Genomic DNA, 19,677 nt, shown 5'->3' with positions numbered 1-19,677 from the left:
AAACGAGTCTAAAAATTCAGTTGTCCTAGTGACACATTTATGTGTCCCCATCGTCTAGAGGCCTAGGACACCGCCCTTTCACGGCGGTAACAGGGGTTCGAATCCCCTTGGGGACGCCACTTACTTATTTTAAGTATTGTGTAAAGTAGTGTGACACCGCACTCTCTATGCACGACGTTATCAAGAGTACCAATCTCTTAGATATGTCATTTACTACTTAGATAGGAAAGTGCAGTGTTATTAGAATAAAACCACAAATTAATACCCTCATTTTATACTTCATTTTTATATCAATCTATTTACACTTTGTTACAAAACCAAACCCATAATCGCTCCATATTCCTTGTTGTACTTTTAATTAGTCTTTAAACTCATTGAGTTAATTTAAATATGGACTAAAAAATGAAACTCACAAAAATTGCACTTGCTGTTTTACTTGCATCAGGGTTGGCTGCATGTAATAGCTCAACTCAAGCTGTTGATAAAAATATTGTTACAGAAACATCAATTCCTGGCGTTACACTTATTGAATCAGTGAAATCTAATGCAGGTGAAATCAACATACCGTATAAAAAATATAAACTAGATAACGGTTTAACTGTAATTGTGCATGAGGATCATTCAGATCCCTTAGTACACGTTGATGTAACATACCACGTTGGTTCTGCTCGCGAAGAGTTGGGTAAGTCAGGCTTTGCTCACTTTTTTGAGCATATGATGTTTCAAGGATCAGAGAATGTTGCTGATGAGGAACATTTTAAAATAATATCTGAAGCAGGCGGTACTTTAAATGGTACAACTAACTCTGATAGAACAAATTATTTTGAAACAGTACCTGTAAATCAATTAGAAAAGATGTTGTGGCTAGAAGCTGACCGAATGGGCTTTTTACTCGATGCTGTAACCCAAGAAAAATTTGAAGTACAACGCGAAACAGTAAAAAATGAGCGCGGCCAACGTGTTGATAATCGCCCTTATGGTCGTTTAGGTGAACGTGTTGCTCAAGCGATGTATCCAGACGGCCATCCATATTCATGGCCTGTAATTGGTTTTATGGACGATTTAAATCGCGTAAATGTAAATGATTTAAAAGCATTCTTTTTAAAATGGTACGGGCCAAATAATGCAACGCTTACCATTGGTGGTGACATCAGCGCTAATGAAATACTGCCATTAGTTACTAAATATTTTGCACCAATCCCAAAAGGTCCTGAAATACCTAAAGTTGAAAAAACAGCTGTAATACTAGATGCCGATAGATATATTTCAATGGAAGATAAGGTTCACTTACCTTTATTAAGTATGAGTTTCCCAACGACTTATGCTCGCTCTGAAGATGAAGCACCTCTTGATATACTTGCTGAAATATTAGGTGGAGGTAATAATTCACTACTATACAAAAACCTAGTTAAAACTCAACTTGCTGTTCAAGCAAGTGCAAATCATCCATGCCAAGAGTTAGCGTGTTCAATTAGTCTTTATGCTTTACCAAATCCTACAGCAGGGAAAACGTTAGCTGATATGGAAAAAATCATTCGTGATTCATTTGTTGAATTTGAAGAGCGTGGCGTTACACAAGATGATTTAGATAAAGTAAAAGCTAAAATAGAGTCAGGTGCAATTTTTGGTCTGCAAAGCGTATCAGGAAAAGTCTCTCAACTAGCCGCATCTGAAACGTTTACAGGTAACCCAAACTCAGCTAAAGATGAGATTGCACGTTATAACAAAGTTACAAAAGCTGATGTTATGCGTGTTTTTAATCAATATATCAAAGGTAAATCTGCCGTTATTATGAGTGTTGTGCCAGAAGGTCAAACTCAACTTATAGCTGCCCCAGATAACTTTACGCCTAAAGCGCATGATTTTGGAGGTCCATCTACAACTTCAGCTGATGATTTAGTAGCACGAAGAGCTGTTGATACATTTGATCGAAGTATTCACCCTGTAGCCGGCGCAAATCCTGCTGTTGACGTTCCTTCTCTTTGGCAAACTAAGACCGAAAACGGTATTAAAATATTAGGTACGCAAAGTACAGAAACGCCAACCACCGCTATTTTCATTAAAGTTCCGGGTGGCTTGTATAATGAGCAAGCTAGTAAAGTGGGTTTATCGTCAATGACTGCATCGTTAATGAGCGAGTCAACGCAAAACTACACTACAGAGCAAATGAGTAACGCGCTTGAAAAACTGGGTAGCCAGGTAAGTATCTACTCAGACAAAACACATACAAATGTGTATGTTTCTAGCTTAACTAAAAATGTAGATGCAACGCTAAAGCTTGTTGAAGAGAAATTATTTAAACCAGCATTTAATGCCGATGACTTTGAGCGTAATAAAAAGCAAATCATTCAAAATATTCAACATTCAATGAAGGATGCAGGGTATTTAGCATCTAATACATACAGCAAATTACTATATGGCGACAATATAGCTGCACTTCCAAGTACTGGAACGCTTAATAGTATTGAGGCTATTACATTAGATGACGTTAAAGCTTTTTATAACGCAAACTTTAAACCACAAGGCGCGCAAGTCATTATTGTTTCTGATTTAAAAGAGTCAACAATTGAGCCAAAGGTTAAAGCTACACTTGCAAACTGGCAAGGTAAATCGAGCCCAGTTACTGTTGATTTCAGCGAACCTAAAGTCGAAACTAATGTCATTTATCTTGTAGATAAACCAGATGCCCCTCAATCAGAAATTCGTATTGGTAAACGCGATATGGTTGAAGACATTACTGGTGAGTTTTTTAAAGCTAACTTAATGAACTTTGCATTTGGTGGCACGTTTAACAGCCGTATCAATCTAAATTTACGAGAAGATAAAGGCTACACTTACGGTGCTCGCTCTCGTTTTTGGGGTGATAAAACATCAGGCGGCTTTACAGCTTCTGCAGCGGTGAGAGCCGACTCTACTGCAGCGTCTATTACAGAGTTTACTAATGAGCTTAATAACTATGCTCAAAACGGTGTCACGAATGAAGAGCTTATGTTTATGCGTAAAGCTATCAATCAAAAAGATGCGCTTAAATACGAAACGCCTAATGCAAAACTTGGCTTTTTAGCACAAATATTAGAGTTCGATTTAAAACCTAGCTTTGTAAAAGAAAGAAATGAGATTGTTAGCAATATTAGCAAAGAAGAAGTTAACGCCTTAGCTAAAAAACACTTAAACACTAAAGATATGATTTATTTAGTAGTGGGTGATGCTAAAACACTTCGCCCTGAGCTTGAAAAATTAGGCATGAAGGTTGTTGATTACAGCCTTTAATATTTAAATAAATAATTAGAATTACAAAGCAGCTTTTTTAGCTGCTTTTTTTTGCCTGATTTTAGAGTGTTGATCTTTTTGAAAGTAGATTACAGGGAGCAACTACAGCGTCTTTCTTTAGATATAAAATATAGTTTTATAGTTGAAGCCTTCAAATAACACCCCATTCCTAGCTTTATTATTCAGTACTTATAAAGATTCAATTTGGTAGCATAAATTTAAACATCCAACTTTATTAGGAGGATTTATGGCAAGTGGATGGGCACGAGACGGTGCAATTCAAGATCAAATTGATGCAAGTGTTAACGACGCCGTACAGTATGCAAGAAGCAATTTAATATCTGGTGCAAGTGCTGAGCTATGTGACGAGTGCGATGAAAAAATCCCACAAGCACGAAGGCTCGCGCTACCAGGAGTTCGCTACTGTGTTGCATGCCAAGCTGAAATAGAAGGCAATGGTGCCAGCGCTAAATCGTTTAATAGGCGTGGTAGTAAAGATAGTCAGTTGCGTTAAAAAAAGGTGCTGCAAAGCACCTTTTATTTAATACCAATCTGCATAACCATTTGAACTATATATAAAATTAAACCTCTCCATAGTTATACCAACCAGCATAAATCTTTGATCAATTTAACGAATTAAATTGCACTATTACGTCGATAAAAATTTTTTATTTAGAACAACTAGATACAAAAATTTTGCCTAGTTCTAGCGTAATTTTTTTAACGTTAAATAGACCCCATATATAAGCAGATTGGCATTAAGCAAATTGTTATAACTTGAATTAGTTGTTAAGTAATTTAAAATTTACTCATGTCTTCTTTTTTCTGAATTAACTCAATTGCATAGCCATCTGGGTCTTTTACAAAAGCAATTTCAGTAGTACCGCCTTTTACAGGCCCTGGTTCACGGCTTACATTGCCACCAGCAGCTTTAATATCTGCACATGCTTTGTAAATATCATCAAACTCAATAGCAATATGACCATATCCATTACCTAGGTCGTAGCTATCCTCGTCCCAGTTATAAGTTAGCTCTAATACTGTGTTATCTGCTTCGTCGCCATATCCAACAAAGGCAAGAGTGTATCTGTATTCACTGTTATCAGCTCTGCGTAATTCTTTCATACCTAATATTTCAGTATAAAAAGCAATTGATTTATCCAAATCCGCTACACGAAGCATAGTATGTAATAAACGCATTTTTAGTTCCTTTAGTTATTTATTCAAAGTTAAGAGTATTTTTAACTAAGCGCTATTATCAAGCGCGTTTTAGGGGGGTTATATGTATTAGCCATATATGTAGGCATTACATATAAATCACAACCTTAATATGAGAGTGGGCTTAAAACAGTTTGAGTTCGACCTTTATAAATTACCAATTAATGAATCATTTTATTAAATTTTGGATGTTTAAATAACCAGTACTCAATTATTGGTCAACCTATTAGTATAAAAAAAGTTACTGATTGTTCAACAAAAGTTAACCTTTGCTTAATTGTGCTGTTGATATATAACCATTTGTTTTAATAGGATATTAAATTAATTTTTGTGTAATTTTTAAAAATGTGGCGTTTGCTTGGTTAACTTATTGGTTGACAAAAAAGTCGTATGGTAATACAGTTTTTGCATACCAATTGGTAAGTTGCTTGGTTTGAGTGAGTACAATGTATTGGTAATTAATCAGAGTTACGTTTTGCACAGGTTAATTTATAAATAACTCAAGCTTAAAGTTACTCTACAAATTGAAACAAAAGACACAGCGTATTTATAGAGTAAATTTTACTTGTTCTTATAAAAGTATGCGCCACATATTTAGGAGTTATTCATGTCAAAACCAGTCATCGGTTTCATCGGCTTAGGCTTAATGGGCGGCAACATGGCCGAAAATTTACAAAACAAAGGCTATGAGCTAATTGTTATGGACCTTAGCAAAGATGCGGTTGCAGCATGTGTTGCTAGAGGCGCAAAAACAGCAAGCACTGCAAAAGAGCTAGCTGAAGGTTCAGATATTGTTATGTTTTGTCTTACAACGTCTGCCGTTGTAGAAAAAATTGTTTACGCAGAAGACGGTATCCTAGCGGGTATTAAAGAAGGTGCAGTATTAGTTGATTTTGGTACTTCTATCCCATCATCTACTAAAAAAATTGGTGCTGATTTAGCAGCTAAAGGCGCAGGCATGATCGACGCGCCACTAGGTCGTACACCAGCACATGCTAAAGATGGTCTATTAAACATTATGGCTGCAGGCGATATTGATACATTCAATAAAGTTAAACCAGTACTGGAAGATCAAGGTGAAAACGTTTTCCATCTTGGCGAGCTAGGTGCAGGTCATACAACTAAGCTTATCAATAACTTCATGGGCATGACGACAGTATGTGCTATGTCACAAGCATTTGCAGTGGCAGAGCTTGCTGGTGTAGACCGTCAACAACTTTTTGACATTATGTCGACTGGCCCATCTAACTCACCGTTTATGCAATTTTGTAAAAACTATGCAGTTGATAATGTTAGCGACCTTGGTTTCTCGATTGCTAATGCAAACAAAGATTTAGGCTACTTCCTACAAATGGTAGAAGACCTAGGTACTGAATCAAAAATCGCTGAAGGTTCATCAGCTAACCTACAAGCAGCGTTTGACGCTGGTATGGGTCAAGGTAACGTTCCTGAAATTTTTGATTACTTCAAAAAGTTAGAAAAGTAATACTTCTCGACCTTATTGAGCGCTTTGAGCTTTAACTTAAAGCGCTTTAACACACATGACACCAATTGACTAAAGTCTTTGTGCAATGTCAGCTTTTTTTAATTCTGATGAAGCACTACTTTCAGTCACAACGAAAAAGAGTTAACTATGCGTTTGATTAATACAATAAAGCTTAGTCTAGTTCTCATCGGTTGCATATCCACACAAGTAGCGGCCAAAGATTATTTTATAGAAAATAAACAAGCTTTTAATGATATCGCAGCTAATCTAGTTGCTGGCGACAAAGTAGTACTTAAAAATGGTACTTGGTCTGACTTCGAAATTTTACTTGAAGGCCAAGGTACAAAAAACTCTCCTATTATATTAACCGCTGAAACTAACGGAAAAGTAATTCTATCAGGTCAATCTAATCTAAGACTTGCAGGTAAATACCTTGAAGCTTCTGGTTTAGTATTTAAAGACGGCTACACACCGAGCTCAGCTGTAATAGAATTTCGTAAAAATAAAAATGAATTAGCCTACAATTCACGAGTTACTCAAACAGTAATCGATAATTACAGTAATCCAGACAAGCGAGAGTCTGATTATTGGGTTGCCTTATATGGACAACATAACCGCTTTGATCATAGTCATTTAGTTGGCAAACGAAATAAAGGTGTGACAGTTGCTGTTCGTTTAAACACTAAAGCAAGCCAGGAAAACTATCATCGTATAGATAACAACTATTTTGGCTACCGTCCAACTTTTGGTTCTAACGGTGGTGAAACCCTGCGTATTGGCACAAGCCATTACTCACTAACTGATTCGCATACATTGGTTGAAAATAATTACTTTGAACGTACCAATGGTGAAGTAGAAATTGTTTCGGTTAAGTCAGGTAAAAACATCCTTCGTAATAACGTATTTTATGAAGCGCGCGGTACATTAACGCTGCGCCATGGTAACGGCAATCTTATAGAAGAAAATATCTTCATTGGTAATGGTGTTGATCACACAGGTGGTATCCGCGTTATCAATAAAGATCAAATTGTAAGAAATAACTACCTACAAGGCCTAACAGGCTATCGTTTTGGCAGTGGTTTTACTGTAATGAACGGCGTACCAAATTCATCTATTAATCGTTATCACCAAGTAGAAAATGCGACGATTGAAAACAACACATTTATAAATGTGCGTCATATTCAACTTGCTGCAGGTAGCGATGCTGAGCGTAGCGCAGCCCCAAAAAATAGCGTAATGAAAAACAACTTAATCATAAACCAAGATGGTGAACAGCCATTTACAACATTCGACGATGTAAGTGGGTTAGTATTAAGTAACAACATTGCAGATACAAAAGTGCTTTCTGAGCTAACGTACGGTGTAAAAAAAGAAAAAATCACGCTTGAAAAAGCAAGTAATGGTCTACTTTACCCAACCTCTAAAAGTTTAAATGTAGGTGCAAAGCGCGATTTAAAAGTACTTAAAAAAGAAGATACCGGTGTTAGTTGGTATGCAAAAGTACCTGCTTTAGTTGATTTTGATTCTGGTAAGACACATTCTGTTAAAGCTGATGTAAGTGCATTACTAGATGCTATTGATAATGCAGAGTCGGGCGATGTTCTAGAACTAGCGCCTGGCCAGTATGATGTGTCTAAACTGGTTAAAATTGATAAAACGTTGACAATTAAAGCAAAGCAGAACACAAAGTCTAAACTTACTTTTCAACGCTCTACCTTGTTTGAAATACATGATGGCGGCAGCTTAAAACTAGATGGTTTATCAATTTCAGGTGAAAACGCGCCAGATGCAATAGGTAACAGCATTGTTCGTACGCAAAAATGGGGTATGGTTGATAATTACCGCTTTGTAATGACCAACTCAGAGTTAAATGCTTTAGATATTAATCATTCATTCCATTTCTTTATCACTGGTAAAGGTGCAATGGCTGACGAAATTATTGTTACAGGTAATACCTTTAATACAGTAACAGGTGACATTTTACGTCTAAATACTGAAATTGAAGACTTAGGTGTTTATAACGCGGAATACGTTATTGTAAATGATAATACATTTAATGATGTAAAAGGCGGCATAGTTAAGCTTTACCGTGGTGGCACTGATGAAAGTACATTTGGCCCTCATTTTGAAATGACAAATAACACGCTTAATAACGTTGGCCTTGGTAAGCGTAACAAAGAGCAAGCGAGCATTTATGTTCACGGTGTTCAGGTTACTAATATTAAAGATAATAAATTTGTTAAATCTGCTCCTATTATTGTAGAGCACACAGTAGGCGAGCCTACAACTGAAATCTCAGGAAATACATTTGATGCAACTAAAGCACCAAGTGTTAAAGAGTTAAGAGTTAAAGGCCCGCACACGGCAGTATTAAAAAATAACAACGTTTTAAATAAGGCAGGGTAAATACTATGTACTTATTAAAATGCCAAACACGTTTTAAAATAGCTGCTGTAGCTGCAATTACATTACTTACATCATTGGGGGCGCATGCAGCGCACCCAAACTTAGTGATTACTACTGATGATGTTAAGCAAATGCGCCAAGCAATTAGTAGCAACGGTAGCACAAAGTTTGCTACTGCGTTTGAATCGCTAAAAGCGCAAGTAGATGAACAAATTGCACAGCCTATCACTGTACCAGTTCCAAAAGATGGCGGTGGTGGTTATACACATGAGCGCCATAAGAAAAATTATCAACTTATGTACAACGCGGGCATTATTTATCAATTAAGCCAAGATGATAAATACGCAAACTATGTACGTGATATGTTGCTTGAGTATGCAAAATTATACCCAACGCTTGGTCTGCATCCAAAACGTAAAATGGACTCGCAAAATCCAGGTAAGTTTTTTTGGCAAAGCCTAAATGAAGCAATGTGGCTTGTGTACACAATACAAGCTTATGATCTAATTCATGACTCGTTAAATGCCGATAATATTAAAACAATCGAGAATGACTTACTCCGTCCTGTTTCGTTGTTCACATCTGTAGGCCAACCGTCTACATTTAATAAAGTACATAACCATGGAACATGGGCAACAGCGGGTGTTGGCATGGCAGGGTATGTATTAGGCGAACCTGAGTGGGTAGAAAAATCATTATACGATTTAGAAAAGTCGGGTAAGGGTGGCTTTATTAAGCAGCTAGAGATGCTGTTTTCACCACAAGGTTACTATAACGAAGGTCCTTACTATCAACGCTTTGCACTATTACCATTTGTAACGTTTGCTAAAGCGATTGAAAACAACGAACCACAACGAAAAATCTTTGAATATCGCGATGGCATATTATTAAAAGCGATTGATACGACGATTCAACTTAGCTACAACGGTTTGTTCTTCCCAATTAACGATGCAATAAAAAGTAAAGGCATCGATACCATTGAGTTAGTGAATGGGGTAACGGCAGCGTATGGTTTAACCAACGATGCAGGTTATTTAGATATTGCTAAGCAACAAGACCAAATAATTCTCTCTGGTGATGGGCTAAAAGTAGCTCAAGCACTTGATAACAACATGGCAAAACCTTATTCGTTTAAATCCGTTGCCTTCGGTGATGGTAATGACGGTAAACAAGGTGCTCTAGTTGTAATGAGAACGCAGGTAGGTGGCGATCAAGCACTGCTGTTTAAACCTGCTGCACAAGGTTTGGGCCATGGTCATTTTGATAAATTAACATGGCAGTTTTACGACCACGGAAATGAAATTGTATCTGATTATGGCGCAGCACGTTTTTTAAATGTAGAAGCTAAATACGGCGGTCGTTATTTACCTGAAAACGAAACTTACGCTAAACACACTGTTGCGCACAATACGGTAGTGGTTGACGAAACAACGCATTTTAATGCAAATGTTGAAGTAGGAAATAGTAATTACCCTACACTTAACTTTTTCGAAACAAATAAATACGGCTCGGTTTCAAGCGGCGAAATAAGCACAGCTTATAAAGGCGTTGATCTTGAGCGTACGCTTGCACTTATTAACTTACCTGAACTACAAAGCACAGTTGCACTTGATATATTTGATGTTGCTGCAAATAAAGCGCATCAACTTGACTTGCCTTTGCATTATAAAGGTCAGCTTATCGATACCAGCTTTGAGTTAAAAGCAAATGCAACGCAGTTGTCTGCGCTAGGTACTAAAAATGGCTACCAACATTTATGGCTTAAAGCTCAAGCGCAACCTCAAAGTGGTTTAGCTAAAGTAACGTGGCTAAACGAAAATGGTCGTTTTTATACGCAAACAAGCTTGGTTAAAGGTGATGAGTCTTTCTTGTTTACTCAAATAGGCGCAAATGACCCTCACTTTAATTTACGCAACGAAAATGGTTTTATTCGTCGTGTTGAGGGTCAAAAGCAACATAAGTTTATATCTGTATTAGAGCCACATGGTGAGTACAACCCAAGTAAAGAATATACCCTAGAAGCTGTTAGTCGAGTTACAAAGCTTGAATATAGTCAGCAGGGCGATTTAACACTTGTTGAACTTGATATTAAAGGCAACTCATATTTAGTGGCAATTAATAAAGCACAAACATCAGCTAAAAACACATTCAATTATCAAAATAAAGAGTTCACTTTAAATGGCCGATTAGGCGTTTATATGATGAACAATAATCAGGAGTAAATAGGATGCAAAAGCAAAGCGCAAACTTTTCATTTGGTAACGAGACCGAAATAGAAGACTTAGGAAATGGTCTAAAACGTCAAATGCTAGGTTATAACGAAGAGCTAATGGCTGTTAAAATTTGGTTTGAGAAAGGGGCTATTGGTTATAACCATGCTCACAGACATTCTCAAGTAACGTATGTTGTTGAAGGTGAGTTTCACTTTAACATTGATGGCGTAACTAAAATCTTAAAACCGGGTGATAGCTGCTTAATCCCACCATTTGCTGATCATGGAGCTACCTGCCCAACAGGCGGAATCCTGATTGATACTTTTAGCCCAGCGCGTGAAGACTTTCTTGAGGATTAATTATGCAACTTAAAGGCTTACGTTGGTGGGTTATAGCGCTAATAGCGCTAGCTACCATTATTAACTATATCGACCGCCAAGCACTTAGTGTGCTTTGGCCGGACATTGTTGAAGATTTATTTCCTGATGAATCAGCGCTAGAACGCAAACAAATATACGCTAATATTTCTATTGTGTTTGTATTTGCTTATGCATTTGGTCAGGCAATCTTTGGTAAAATATTTGACTGGGTGGGCACACGCTTCGGTTTTGTACTATCAATAGGTGTTTGGTCTATTGCAACCGTTGCGCATGCATTTGCACAAGGTGTACTTAGTCTTAGTATTTTTCGCGCAATCTTAGGTGTAGCAGAAGCCGGTAACTGGCCTGGTGCAGCTAAAGGTAACGCAGAATGGTTCCCTACTAAAGAACGTGCTTTAGCACAGGGTATTTTTAACTCTGGCGCCGCAATTGGTGGCATTATTGCTATTCCTTTAATTGCTTATTTAACTATCTACTTTAGCTGGCAAATGGTGTTTGTTTTTGTTGGTGCATTAGGTTTCCTTTGGTTAGTTCCATGGTTAATTTTAGTTAAAGCACCGCCTAGCTCACATCCTTGGCTGACTGCCGAAGAACGTGAATATATCTTAACGGGTCAAAGACGTGTTGATGACAACGGTGATGTAACTGGTGAAGACGAAGAGGAATATAACCCTACAACTGCTGAGTTACTTTCTCGTAAGCAAAGCTGGGGTGTAATCATTGCCTCTGCCGCAATTGACCCAATTTGGTGGTTATTTGTATTTTGGATCCCTATTTACCTAAACGAAGTATACGGCATGGATGTTAAATCTATTGGTATATACGGTTGGGTACCTTATGTTGGCGCTATGTTTGGTGCTTGGTTTGGTGGCTTATTGGCTCAAAATCGACTCAAAGCAGGTTGGAATACAGATAAAACACGTAAGCTTACTATTACGCTGGGTTGTTTAATTATGTTACCAGCGCTACTTGCAATGGCAAATCCAGGCGGACCAACAACAGCAGTACTAATTATGGCTGTTATCTTATTTGGTTTTCAAACTGCAATTGGTAACGTGCAAACACTACCAAGTGATTTGTTAGGTAAAAAAGCAGTGGGTACATTATCAGGTTTTTCTGGTATGGCGGCAAAACTTGGTGCTGTAGGTCTTACATCGTTAGTACCTTTTCTTACTGCTGATGGTAACTACACACCAGCATTTGTAATTGGTGCTTCTTTAGCCATCATAGCAATGGCAGCTGTTTGGATTTTAATTCCAAAAATAGAACCTCTTAAAAAGCCTCAATAATCTAGATAATAACTGCTATGCCAACATATTTTGTATAAGTGCATAGCAGTTAACTACATAGGGTAACTTCCAAGATGAAAAATATTTACTTTATCGGTGAATGCATGGTCGAGCTTAGAGCTATGAGCGCGGCAACACTGCACCAATCATTTGCAGGCGATGTTTATAATTCTGCAGTGTATTTAAAACGTTGCTTCCCGCAGGTTACTACTTCGGTTGTTACGGCTTTAGGTCAAGATAATTTAAGTAAAAAAATGCTAGAACGCTTTGAAAGTGAACAAATAAATACGCAACTTGTATTTGCTCACGACACCAAAGTACCTGGTATGTACTACATAGAAACTGATGAGCATGGTGAGCGTAGCTTTATTTATTGGCGCAATGATTCTGCAGCTAAAAAGGTTGTTGATTTTTTAGATGCTGATGCACTCGAGCAGCTTAGCCAAGGTGATATGTTTTTCTTTTCAGGGATTTCATTAGCAATAATTGAAGAAAGTGCACGTGAAGACTTTTGGAAAGTGGTAAAGGAGCTTAAAGATGCTGGGGTTAAAATCGTTTTTGATCCTAATTACAGAGCACGTTTGTGGAATAGTGTAGAGGAAACAAAAGAGCAGTATCATTTAGCCTTTACGTTTGCAGATATTACCCTACCAGGCGTTGAAGATTTAACAACACTTTATGACGTTCATAGCGTAGAAGCAGTAGTTGAATATTTAAAGCCTTACCAAATTGAAGAAATTGTTGTTAAAAATGGCCCTGAATCGGTAGTGACAAAAGAGGGCGATACGCTTCAAAGCCACACCATAATACCGGTAACAAATGTTGTAGATACGACATCCGCAGGCGATGCCTTTAACGGTGTTTACTTAGGTGCACGTTTATCTGACAAATCAATTTCAAGTGCTGTACAACTTGCTGCAAAAGCGGCAGGGACTGTTATACAGCAACCAGGTGCTATTGCTCCAAAAGATATATTTCAGCTAGCAATGGCTGAAGCTGGGATCTGATACCAATTTTATTAAAAACATGATGACCTTAGCGTATTAAATAATTCACTAACTACGATAAAAATTATTTATATAGAGCAACTATGTATCATAATTTTAGCCTTGTTATTGAGCTATTTTCTTGTCGCTATAATAGCTCATTAATTTAATGCAATTGGTATAACAAAATAATTAAACATTAAAGGCCGCCATACCTCGGCCGCATTACTTTTTATAAAGGAACAACGTTATGACTCGCTTTTCTGAACTTATGGCAGGACAAACACTGCTACCTATAATTCAAGCAGATACTCCAGAGCAAGGTGTTCAAATAGCGAAAGCTATGGCCAATGCTGGGCTTACTTTAGTTGAAGTAGTGCTAAGAACAGAGGCATCAATAGAGGCATTAAAAGCTATTAAAGCACAGGTGCCTGAGCTAAAAGTAGGTGCGGGAACAGTCATCAATACTGATATTTTGGAGCAAGCACTTGAAGCGGGTTCTGATTTTATTGTAACCCCAGCGGTGTCTCCTACGTTACTTGAAGCACTTGCTAAATGTAATGTGCCGGTACTTCCTGGTGTATCAAACACCGGTGATATTTTAATGGCGCTTGAATATGGCTTTGAAGAGCAAAAATTATTCCCAGCATCGCTTGCCGGTGGCGCTCCTTTTGTGTCAGCTGTGTCGTCAGTATTTAGAGCAGTCAGCTTTTGTCCTACAGGTGGCGTTAGCGAAAGTAACAAAATGGACTATCTTTCTTTAAATAATGTATTCGCCGTTGGCGGTACTTGGATAGCGAAAAAAGAATGGGTTGAACAAGAAAATTGGCAAGCAATTACTGATTCTTGTATCCAGGCTTTAAAATAGAAAGGATTTCATAAATGAATTATTTAGCCCCAACAATACTACCAGGCGTAATCGTTGGCGACGAAGTAAGTGCTGTGTACGAGCATGCACGTACTAATCAATATGCGTTGCCAGCGGTAAATGTTGTTAGCACAACATCTATTAATGCGACGCTAGAAGCTGCTAAAAAGAAAAACTCGCCCGTTATTATTCAGCTTTCTAATGGTGGAGCACAATTTTTTTGTGGTAAAAGCTTATCTTTACCAGAGCAACAATCAGCTGTGCTTGGGGCGGTAAGTGCTGCAAGATATGTACATTCAGTGGCAGCACATTATGAAGTAGCAGTGATGCTTCACACTGATCACGCAGCTAAAAAGCTACTACCTTGGATTGATGGTTTGCTTGATGAAGGTGAAAGACACTTTGAACTGACTGGCAAACCATTGTTTAGCTCACATATGATTGATCTGTCAGAAGAGCCTTTAGAAGAAAATATCGAAATTTGTGAACGTTACTTAACGCGTATGGCAAAAATAGGTATGACGCTTGAAATTGAGCTTGGTTGCACGGGTGGCGAAGAAGACGGTGTTGATAACTCACACCTAGATAGTTCTGCTTTATATACTCAGCCTGAAGATGTTGCATTTGCTTACGAACGCTTAAGTCGTATTAGCCCTAACTTTATAATTGCAGCCTCTTTTGGCAATGTTCATGGTGTATATAAACCGGGTAACGTTGTTCTTACGCCAACTATTTTAAAAGATTCACAAGCTTACGTATCAGAAAAATTTAATCTACCAAGCAACTCAATTAACTTTGTATTTCATGGTGGTAGTGGTTCTGAGTACAGTAAAATTGCAGAGTCTTTAACGTATGGCGTAGTGAAGATGAATATTGATACCGATACGCAGTGGGCGTGTTGGACAGGTATTTTAGATTACTACAAAGACAAGCAAGCATACCTACAAGGGCAAATTGGTAACCCTGACGGAGATGATAAGCCAAACAAGAAATACTATGACCCTCGTGTATGGTTGCGTCATTCAGAGCAAAGTATGGTTGCAAGGCTAGAGCAATGCTTTGACGATCTAAATTGTGTAAACAGGTATAGCGCATGAAAAGATTAAATACAGTATTGAAAGAAGACGGTGTAGATACAGATCTTATTTTACTTATTCGCACAATTTTAGCGACCAGTAAAGAAATTGCTTTTCGAGTAAGCCAAGGTGAATTAGCCGGTGTTTTAGGCTCAACTTTGAATGAAAACGTTCAAGGTGAAGTTCAAAAAAAGCTTGATGTAATCGCAAACCAACTACTTAAAGACATCCTACTTGATGATAGCAGTGTACGATCTGTTGCATCAGAGGAAGAAGATCATGCGGTAGGTGGCCACCCTGAAGGTAAGTTTATTGTTGCTTTTGACCCGTTAGATGGCTCTTCTAATATTGATGTTAATGGGCAAATAGGCACTATATTTACTATTTACTTAGCCCGTGATGATGTTCCTTTTGACAGCGACGAGCAATTTAGTCAGCCCGGTGTAAATCAAGTGTGTGCAGGCTATGTGTTATACGGCCCTTCATCATTAGTTGTAATGAGTACTGGCGGTCCTACGCGTTGTTATACGTTAGACTCAACACATGGCGGTTACTTACTGACAAACAAGCAGTTAAGTGTGCCAGAACAAAGCCGTGAATTTGCCGTTAATATGGCTAACTACCGTTACTGGGACGAACCAACACAAGTGTATTTTGATAAATTGCTATACACCTGTGAAAGCTTTGAAAAAAGCTCAATGCGTTGGAATGCAGCGATGGTAGGCGACGTTCATCGTATTTTATGCCGAGGCGGGTTATTTTTGTATCCACAAGATAAACGCAGTGGTAATGATAACGGAAAAATAAGACTGCTTTATGAAGCAAACCCGTTAGCACTTTTAGTTGAAAACGCAGGTGGTAAAGCAACCTCTAGAGGAACGCGAATTTTAGATATTGCGCCAACTAGCTTGCACCAGCGTGTGCCTGTTGCTTTGGGTTCAAATGAGCCTGTAGAGTTTTATAATAACGCCATGTTATAAAACAGCACTCAAAAAAAGGGGTAAGAAAATTGCCCCTTGTTTTACCCTTAATTTTAATTCTCTTTGTAAATCATCCTCTTTATACAAACTCACTTCTTTTCTTATTGTCTTCAAATAAGAATACTTCACATATATTTAATAATATTACCTTCTAAACCCTATATAAAACTAAGTTTTTACTATAAGGCTATGTATCTTCAACGTTATTTTTCACAATTGAATTCAATTTTTAACCAACAATAAAAGCCCAAGGTTAACTTGGTGTTTATTTATTGTTATTTAATTAGGTTGGGATAGTGGAAAAACTTATTTTATTGTGGTTATATTACCAAGTTGGTTAACAATTTATTTGCAATTTAAATGAATTTGGTAATAAACACATGATTTATTTGGTAACACACACAATAGATAGCCAAATATTAAAACTATAAATTTGGAGAATAGAGCCACCATGAAATTCAAACATTTTGCGCTATGCGCTATTGCAGCAGCAATCGTTGGTTGTGACACAAACTCAAACAACAATGACAACAACTTGGGCTCTATTGCTCTTAGTGGAACTGTTACAAGCGGACAAACATTAACAGCTGAAGTTAGTGACCCTGATGGTATCTCAGTTGACGTGACTTACTACTGGTATGCAGATGGTGAGGCAATTGCTGGTGCAAATAGCGCTTCATTTACATTGACTGACGATCAGATAGGGTTACCAATTACAGTTCAAGGGCTTTATACAGATGATGGCGGTATTAATGAATCGCATATTACAGAACCAACCGCAGATGTTGCCGCAATCGCATTTCCTGCAAGTTTAACTATTACAGGTGACGCACTAGTTGGTTCGCAACTAACTGCTAATGTAGCTGACGACAATGGCTTTGATGGCGATACAGTAACTTATAAATGGTTTGCAGATGACGTAGAAATTGCTGATGAAGCACTTTCAACGCTCACGTTAACAGACGCACAGTTTGGTACAGTTATTACAGTTAGTGCATCTTTTGAAGATAGCCGTGGGTTTAACGAGTCTGTAACTTCAGCCGGTACAGAGGTTGTCGCACGAACAAACTCAGAAGGCGAAGTTACAATTAGCGGCACGCCAACTGTTGGAAATACTTTAACAGCAGAAATTAATGATACCGATGGGGCGACAGGAGATATCACTTATCAATGGCTTGCTGACGCACAAGAGATAGATGGCGCAATAGAGAGCACCTTTACAGTTGATGCATCACTTTTAGGTCAAAAGGTAAGTGTTAAGGTTGCTTATACAGATGATAATGGGTTTATCGAGGATAATACATCAGAGGAAACAATTGCTGTTTCTGCTGTTGCGGTTGACGAAGCCGGTAGCGTAGCCATTATGGGTGTAGTGCCTTATTTAACAAATGGCGAGTTAACCGCTGAGATAACTGATAACAACGGCGTTGAAGAGGCTAACGTTACTTATACTTGGTCTGCTGATGGCGTTGAAATAGCTGGGAGCAATAGTAAAACATTTACGCCTTCTGATTACGCTGGCTCAATAATGTCAGTAAAAGCCACGTATACAGATAATGATGGCTTTGCGAGTGAGGTTACAAACTCACTTGATACATTGGTTTACACACAATTAGTTAGTAGCCCTGAAGCACTCCTTGGTGCTATAAGTGGCGGTTTAGCTGACGGTGATGTTATTGGTTTAAACACGGGTGTTTATGCTGATATGGACGCAATTTTATTAACCAGTGCAGTAACGCTTCGCGCTGTAGAAGGTCAAACTCCTGTACTTAGTGGTGAAGTATGTGTGCATGTAGCTGCTGGAGTAGATGGCGCTGGGTTAACAGGGCTTACCTTTAAGAATATAGATACTAAAGCGGGTGCATTTTGTGAAACCGAAGAAGGTGCTGTTATTTACTCAGAAGGGGATAACTTTACTTTTTCGCAAAACACGATGGATGGAGAAGAAGCTACACTCAATAACTCTGAATACCATTGGCTGATGATAAAAGGTCAAAGTGCGTTGGTTGAGCGAAATACATTCTCTAATCGAAATGTAGCAGAAAAAGGGTCTGTGATAAAAATATCATCATCAAGCTCTGATCACGTTATTCAATATAATTTATTTAGTGACAGTGATAATCCAAACTTTGATCAATCAAGTTTATACTTAATCAATGCTGGTAGTACAACGGGTAGTGGTGCAGCTGATAACGCAAACTTTACTATTCAGTATAACCGCGTAGAAAACTTTGTAACGGGTCGTCGTTTAATGCGTGTACAAACTTCTGGCGCAACCATCAAAGGCAATACAATCATAAATCCTAATGGTGGTATTTCATTAGAAGATGGTGGGTTTAATAGTGTTACAGACAACATTATTATTCGTACTACAGATATTGCAAGCTCAAGCGATAGACCTGCTGGGGTATTGATTACACCACTTGGTCACACCGTGAGTAACAACTACATTGCTGGTATTCGTTCTGGTAATAAAGAAGCGGGCGGTATTGTATTTACAGCTAACCCATTTTCACAAGCTGATGGCGGTGTGCCAAACTCGGGTAACCAAGCTGTACTTGATGCGGCTGGCGACTTTACACTAAATGTAACAAACAATACGGTTTTGAACTCACAGCAACCTATTGTATTTAGTACGGAAATAGGCTCTAAAGCACCAACAAGTGATTGTGATGAGTTAACCGCAGCGAATGCGCCGGTTCTCTATGGGCTGACCAAAAATGCGTTTGTTATAAACTTTAATGGAAATTTAATTGCAAACGGTTTAGGTGATCAAACAGACGCAGATACAATAAGCAGCAGTGCTACAACTCAAGGCCTATTTTACCCAAATACACTTGATAGTGACCATGCTTTTGAATATGACTGTGACTTAATTAATCATGATAGTTCGGTGCTAAGTAACAACTTTGGCTATATGGATAGTCGAGTATCAGGCGATGCAAGCGGTGACTGGGTTGAAATTAGAAAACTAAATGGTAATGGCGCATTCGATACTGATGGTGCAATTGACCAAGACCCAGCAAATAACGGTAAAGAAGTGCTTGAGTACGTTACAGCAGCAAGTACGTTATTAGAAACTGACCCTGCAGGCCTTCAGGCAGAGGCAGGTGCTAAAGGTCTTCATTATATTCAATCATCTGAAGTCGGTGTTGGATCTACATGGAAAATACAAAACGATTAAGTAACCAATTAATCAGTTAACTTTTAAAAGCCCCAAATTTGGGGCTTTTTTATTATTTATTAATAATCACCACACTTTTCTCAACCTACATTACCCATTTATCGACTAGTTTAGAGCTGTTTATATTCTAGCAAAAAACCTGCCTGACCTACTGGTAATGCCGTTAAGTTAAAATTGGTATACCTTATGGTAATATTAAAACGTCAAATTGGTTGATCATCGTGCTGGGTTTAAGTATATTAATATCAAAGGTCACATAAAATATACATCAGCATAACAAGCTAACACACTAAAATCACACAACAACAACCAGCGGAGAAT

General features: G+C 38.1%; 13 protein-coding genes and 1 tRNA gene. 13 read left to right on the top strand and 1 reads right to left on the bottom strand.

Annotation, left to right across the window (positions count from 1 at the left end; genetic code table 11):
* The first annotated feature begins 43 nt into the window (after positions 1 to 43).
* The 3 genes from H5089_RS10855 (at position 44) to H5089_RS10845 (ending at position 3,784) form a co-directional block, all read left to right on the top strand.
* A tRNA-Glu gene (locus H5089_RS10855) sits at positions 44 to 119 on the top strand.
* A gap of 283 nt (positions 120 to 402) precedes the next feature.
* Positions 403 to 3,270, top strand: coding sequence for a pitrilysin family protein (locus H5089_RS10850; RefSeq protein ID WP_182712208.1), 2,868 nt, complete (start codon positions 403 to 405; stop codon positions 3,268 to 3,270).
* A gap of 247 nt (positions 3,271 to 3,517) precedes the next feature.
* Positions 3,518 to 3,784, top strand: a complete 267-nt coding sequence (locus tag H5089_RS10845) for a DksA/TraR family C4-type zinc finger protein (RefSeq protein WP_024605380.1) — start codon at positions 3,518 to 3,520, stop codon at positions 3,782 to 3,784.
* A gap of 284 nt (positions 3,785 to 4,068) precedes the next feature.
* Here the strand turns inward: H5089_RS10845 and gloA are convergent, their stop codons facing one another.
* Entirely contained in the window at positions 4,069 to 4,470 is a 402-nt protein-coding gene (gloA, locus tag H5089_RS10840; RefSeq protein ID WP_024594782.1) for a lactoylglutathione lyase, read from the bottom strand.
* 625 nt (positions 4,471 to 5,095) lie between these two features.
* Between gloA and H5089_RS10835 the strand changes: the two genes are divergently transcribed.
* From H5089_RS10835 to H5089_RS10790, 10 genes are all read left to right on the top strand, one after another.
* Positions 5,096 to 5,974 carry an NAD(P)-dependent oxidoreductase gene (locus H5089_RS10835; protein WP_002962960.1) on the top strand — a complete coding sequence of 293 codons (879 nt, stop codon included), beginning with the start codon at positions 5,096 to 5,098 and terminating at the stop codon, positions 5,972 to 5,974.
* Between the two features lie 147 nt (positions 5,975 to 6,121).
* Positions 6,122 to 8,380: a polysaccharide lyase 6 family protein gene (locus H5089_RS10830; protein WP_182712207.1), complete on the top strand. Its 2,259-nt coding sequence runs from the start codon at positions 6,122 to 6,124 to the stop codon at positions 8,378 to 8,380.
* 5 nt (positions 8,381 to 8,385) lie between these two features.
* The gene (locus H5089_RS10825; RefSeq protein ID WP_182712206.1) at positions 8,386 to 10,602 is read left to right on the top strand and encodes a heparinase II/III family protein; all 2,217 of its coding nucleotides are present in this window, start codon (positions 8,386 to 8,388) and stop codon (positions 10,600 to 10,602) included.
* A 5-nt stretch (positions 10,603 to 10,607) separates the two neighbouring features.
* Positions 10,608 to 10,952 carry a cupin domain-containing protein gene (locus tag H5089_RS10820; protein ID WP_002962963.1) on the top strand — a complete coding sequence of 115 codons (345 nt, stop codon included), beginning with the start codon at positions 10,608 to 10,610 and terminating at the stop codon, positions 10,950 to 10,952.
* A 2-nt stretch (positions 10,953 to 10,954) separates the two neighbouring features.
* Positions 10,955 to 12,262, top strand: a complete 1,308-nt coding sequence (locus H5089_RS10815) for an MFS transporter (protein ID WP_002962964.1) — start codon at positions 10,955 to 10,957, stop codon at positions 12,260 to 12,262.
* 74 nt (positions 12,263 to 12,336) lie between these two features.
* Positions 12,337 to 13,269 carry a sugar kinase gene (locus tag H5089_RS10810; RefSeq protein ID WP_182712205.1) on the top strand — a complete coding sequence of 311 codons (933 nt, stop codon included), beginning with the start codon at positions 12,337 to 12,339 and terminating at the stop codon, positions 13,267 to 13,269.
* 229 nt (positions 13,270 to 13,498) lie between these two features.
* On the top strand, positions 13,499 to 14,116 hold the full coding sequence (gene eda / locus H5089_RS10805) for a bifunctional 4-hydroxy-2-oxoglutarate aldolase/2-dehydro-3-deoxy-phosphogluconate aldolase (protein WP_058154918.1): 618 nt from the start codon (positions 13,499 to 13,501) through the stop codon (positions 14,114 to 14,116).
* Between the two features lie 14 nt (positions 14,117 to 14,130).
* Complete coding sequence (gene fbaA, locus H5089_RS10800) at positions 14,131 to 15,213, top strand: class II fructose-bisphosphate aldolase (protein ID WP_039489411.1); 1,083 nt, start codon at positions 14,131 to 14,133, stop codon at positions 15,211 to 15,213.
* On the top strand, positions 15,210 to 16,172 hold the full coding sequence (locus H5089_RS10795; RefSeq protein WP_182712204.1) for a class 1 fructose-bisphosphatase: 963 nt from the start codon (positions 15,210 to 15,212) through the stop codon (positions 16,170 to 16,172). Before fbaA ends, H5089_RS10795 begins: the two co-directional genes overlap by 4 nt.
* Before the next feature lie 451 nt (positions 16,173 to 16,623).
* A complete protein-coding gene (locus H5089_RS10790; RefSeq protein WP_182712203.1) occupies positions 16,624 to 19,356 on the top strand; it encodes a poly(beta-D-mannuronate) lyase in 2,733 nt (910 codons plus the stop codon).
* Positions 19,357 to 19,677 lie beyond the last annotated feature (321 nt).

Source organism: Pseudoalteromonas sp. SR45-1 (assembly GCF_014163655.1).
Taxonomy (GTDB): Bacteria; Pseudomonadota; Gammaproteobacteria; order Enterobacterales; family Alteromonadaceae; genus Pseudoalteromonas; species Pseudoalteromonas distincta.
The sequence above is the reverse complement of the archived record's forward strand: the minus strand, read 5'-3'. Positions and strand labels throughout refer to the sequence as shown.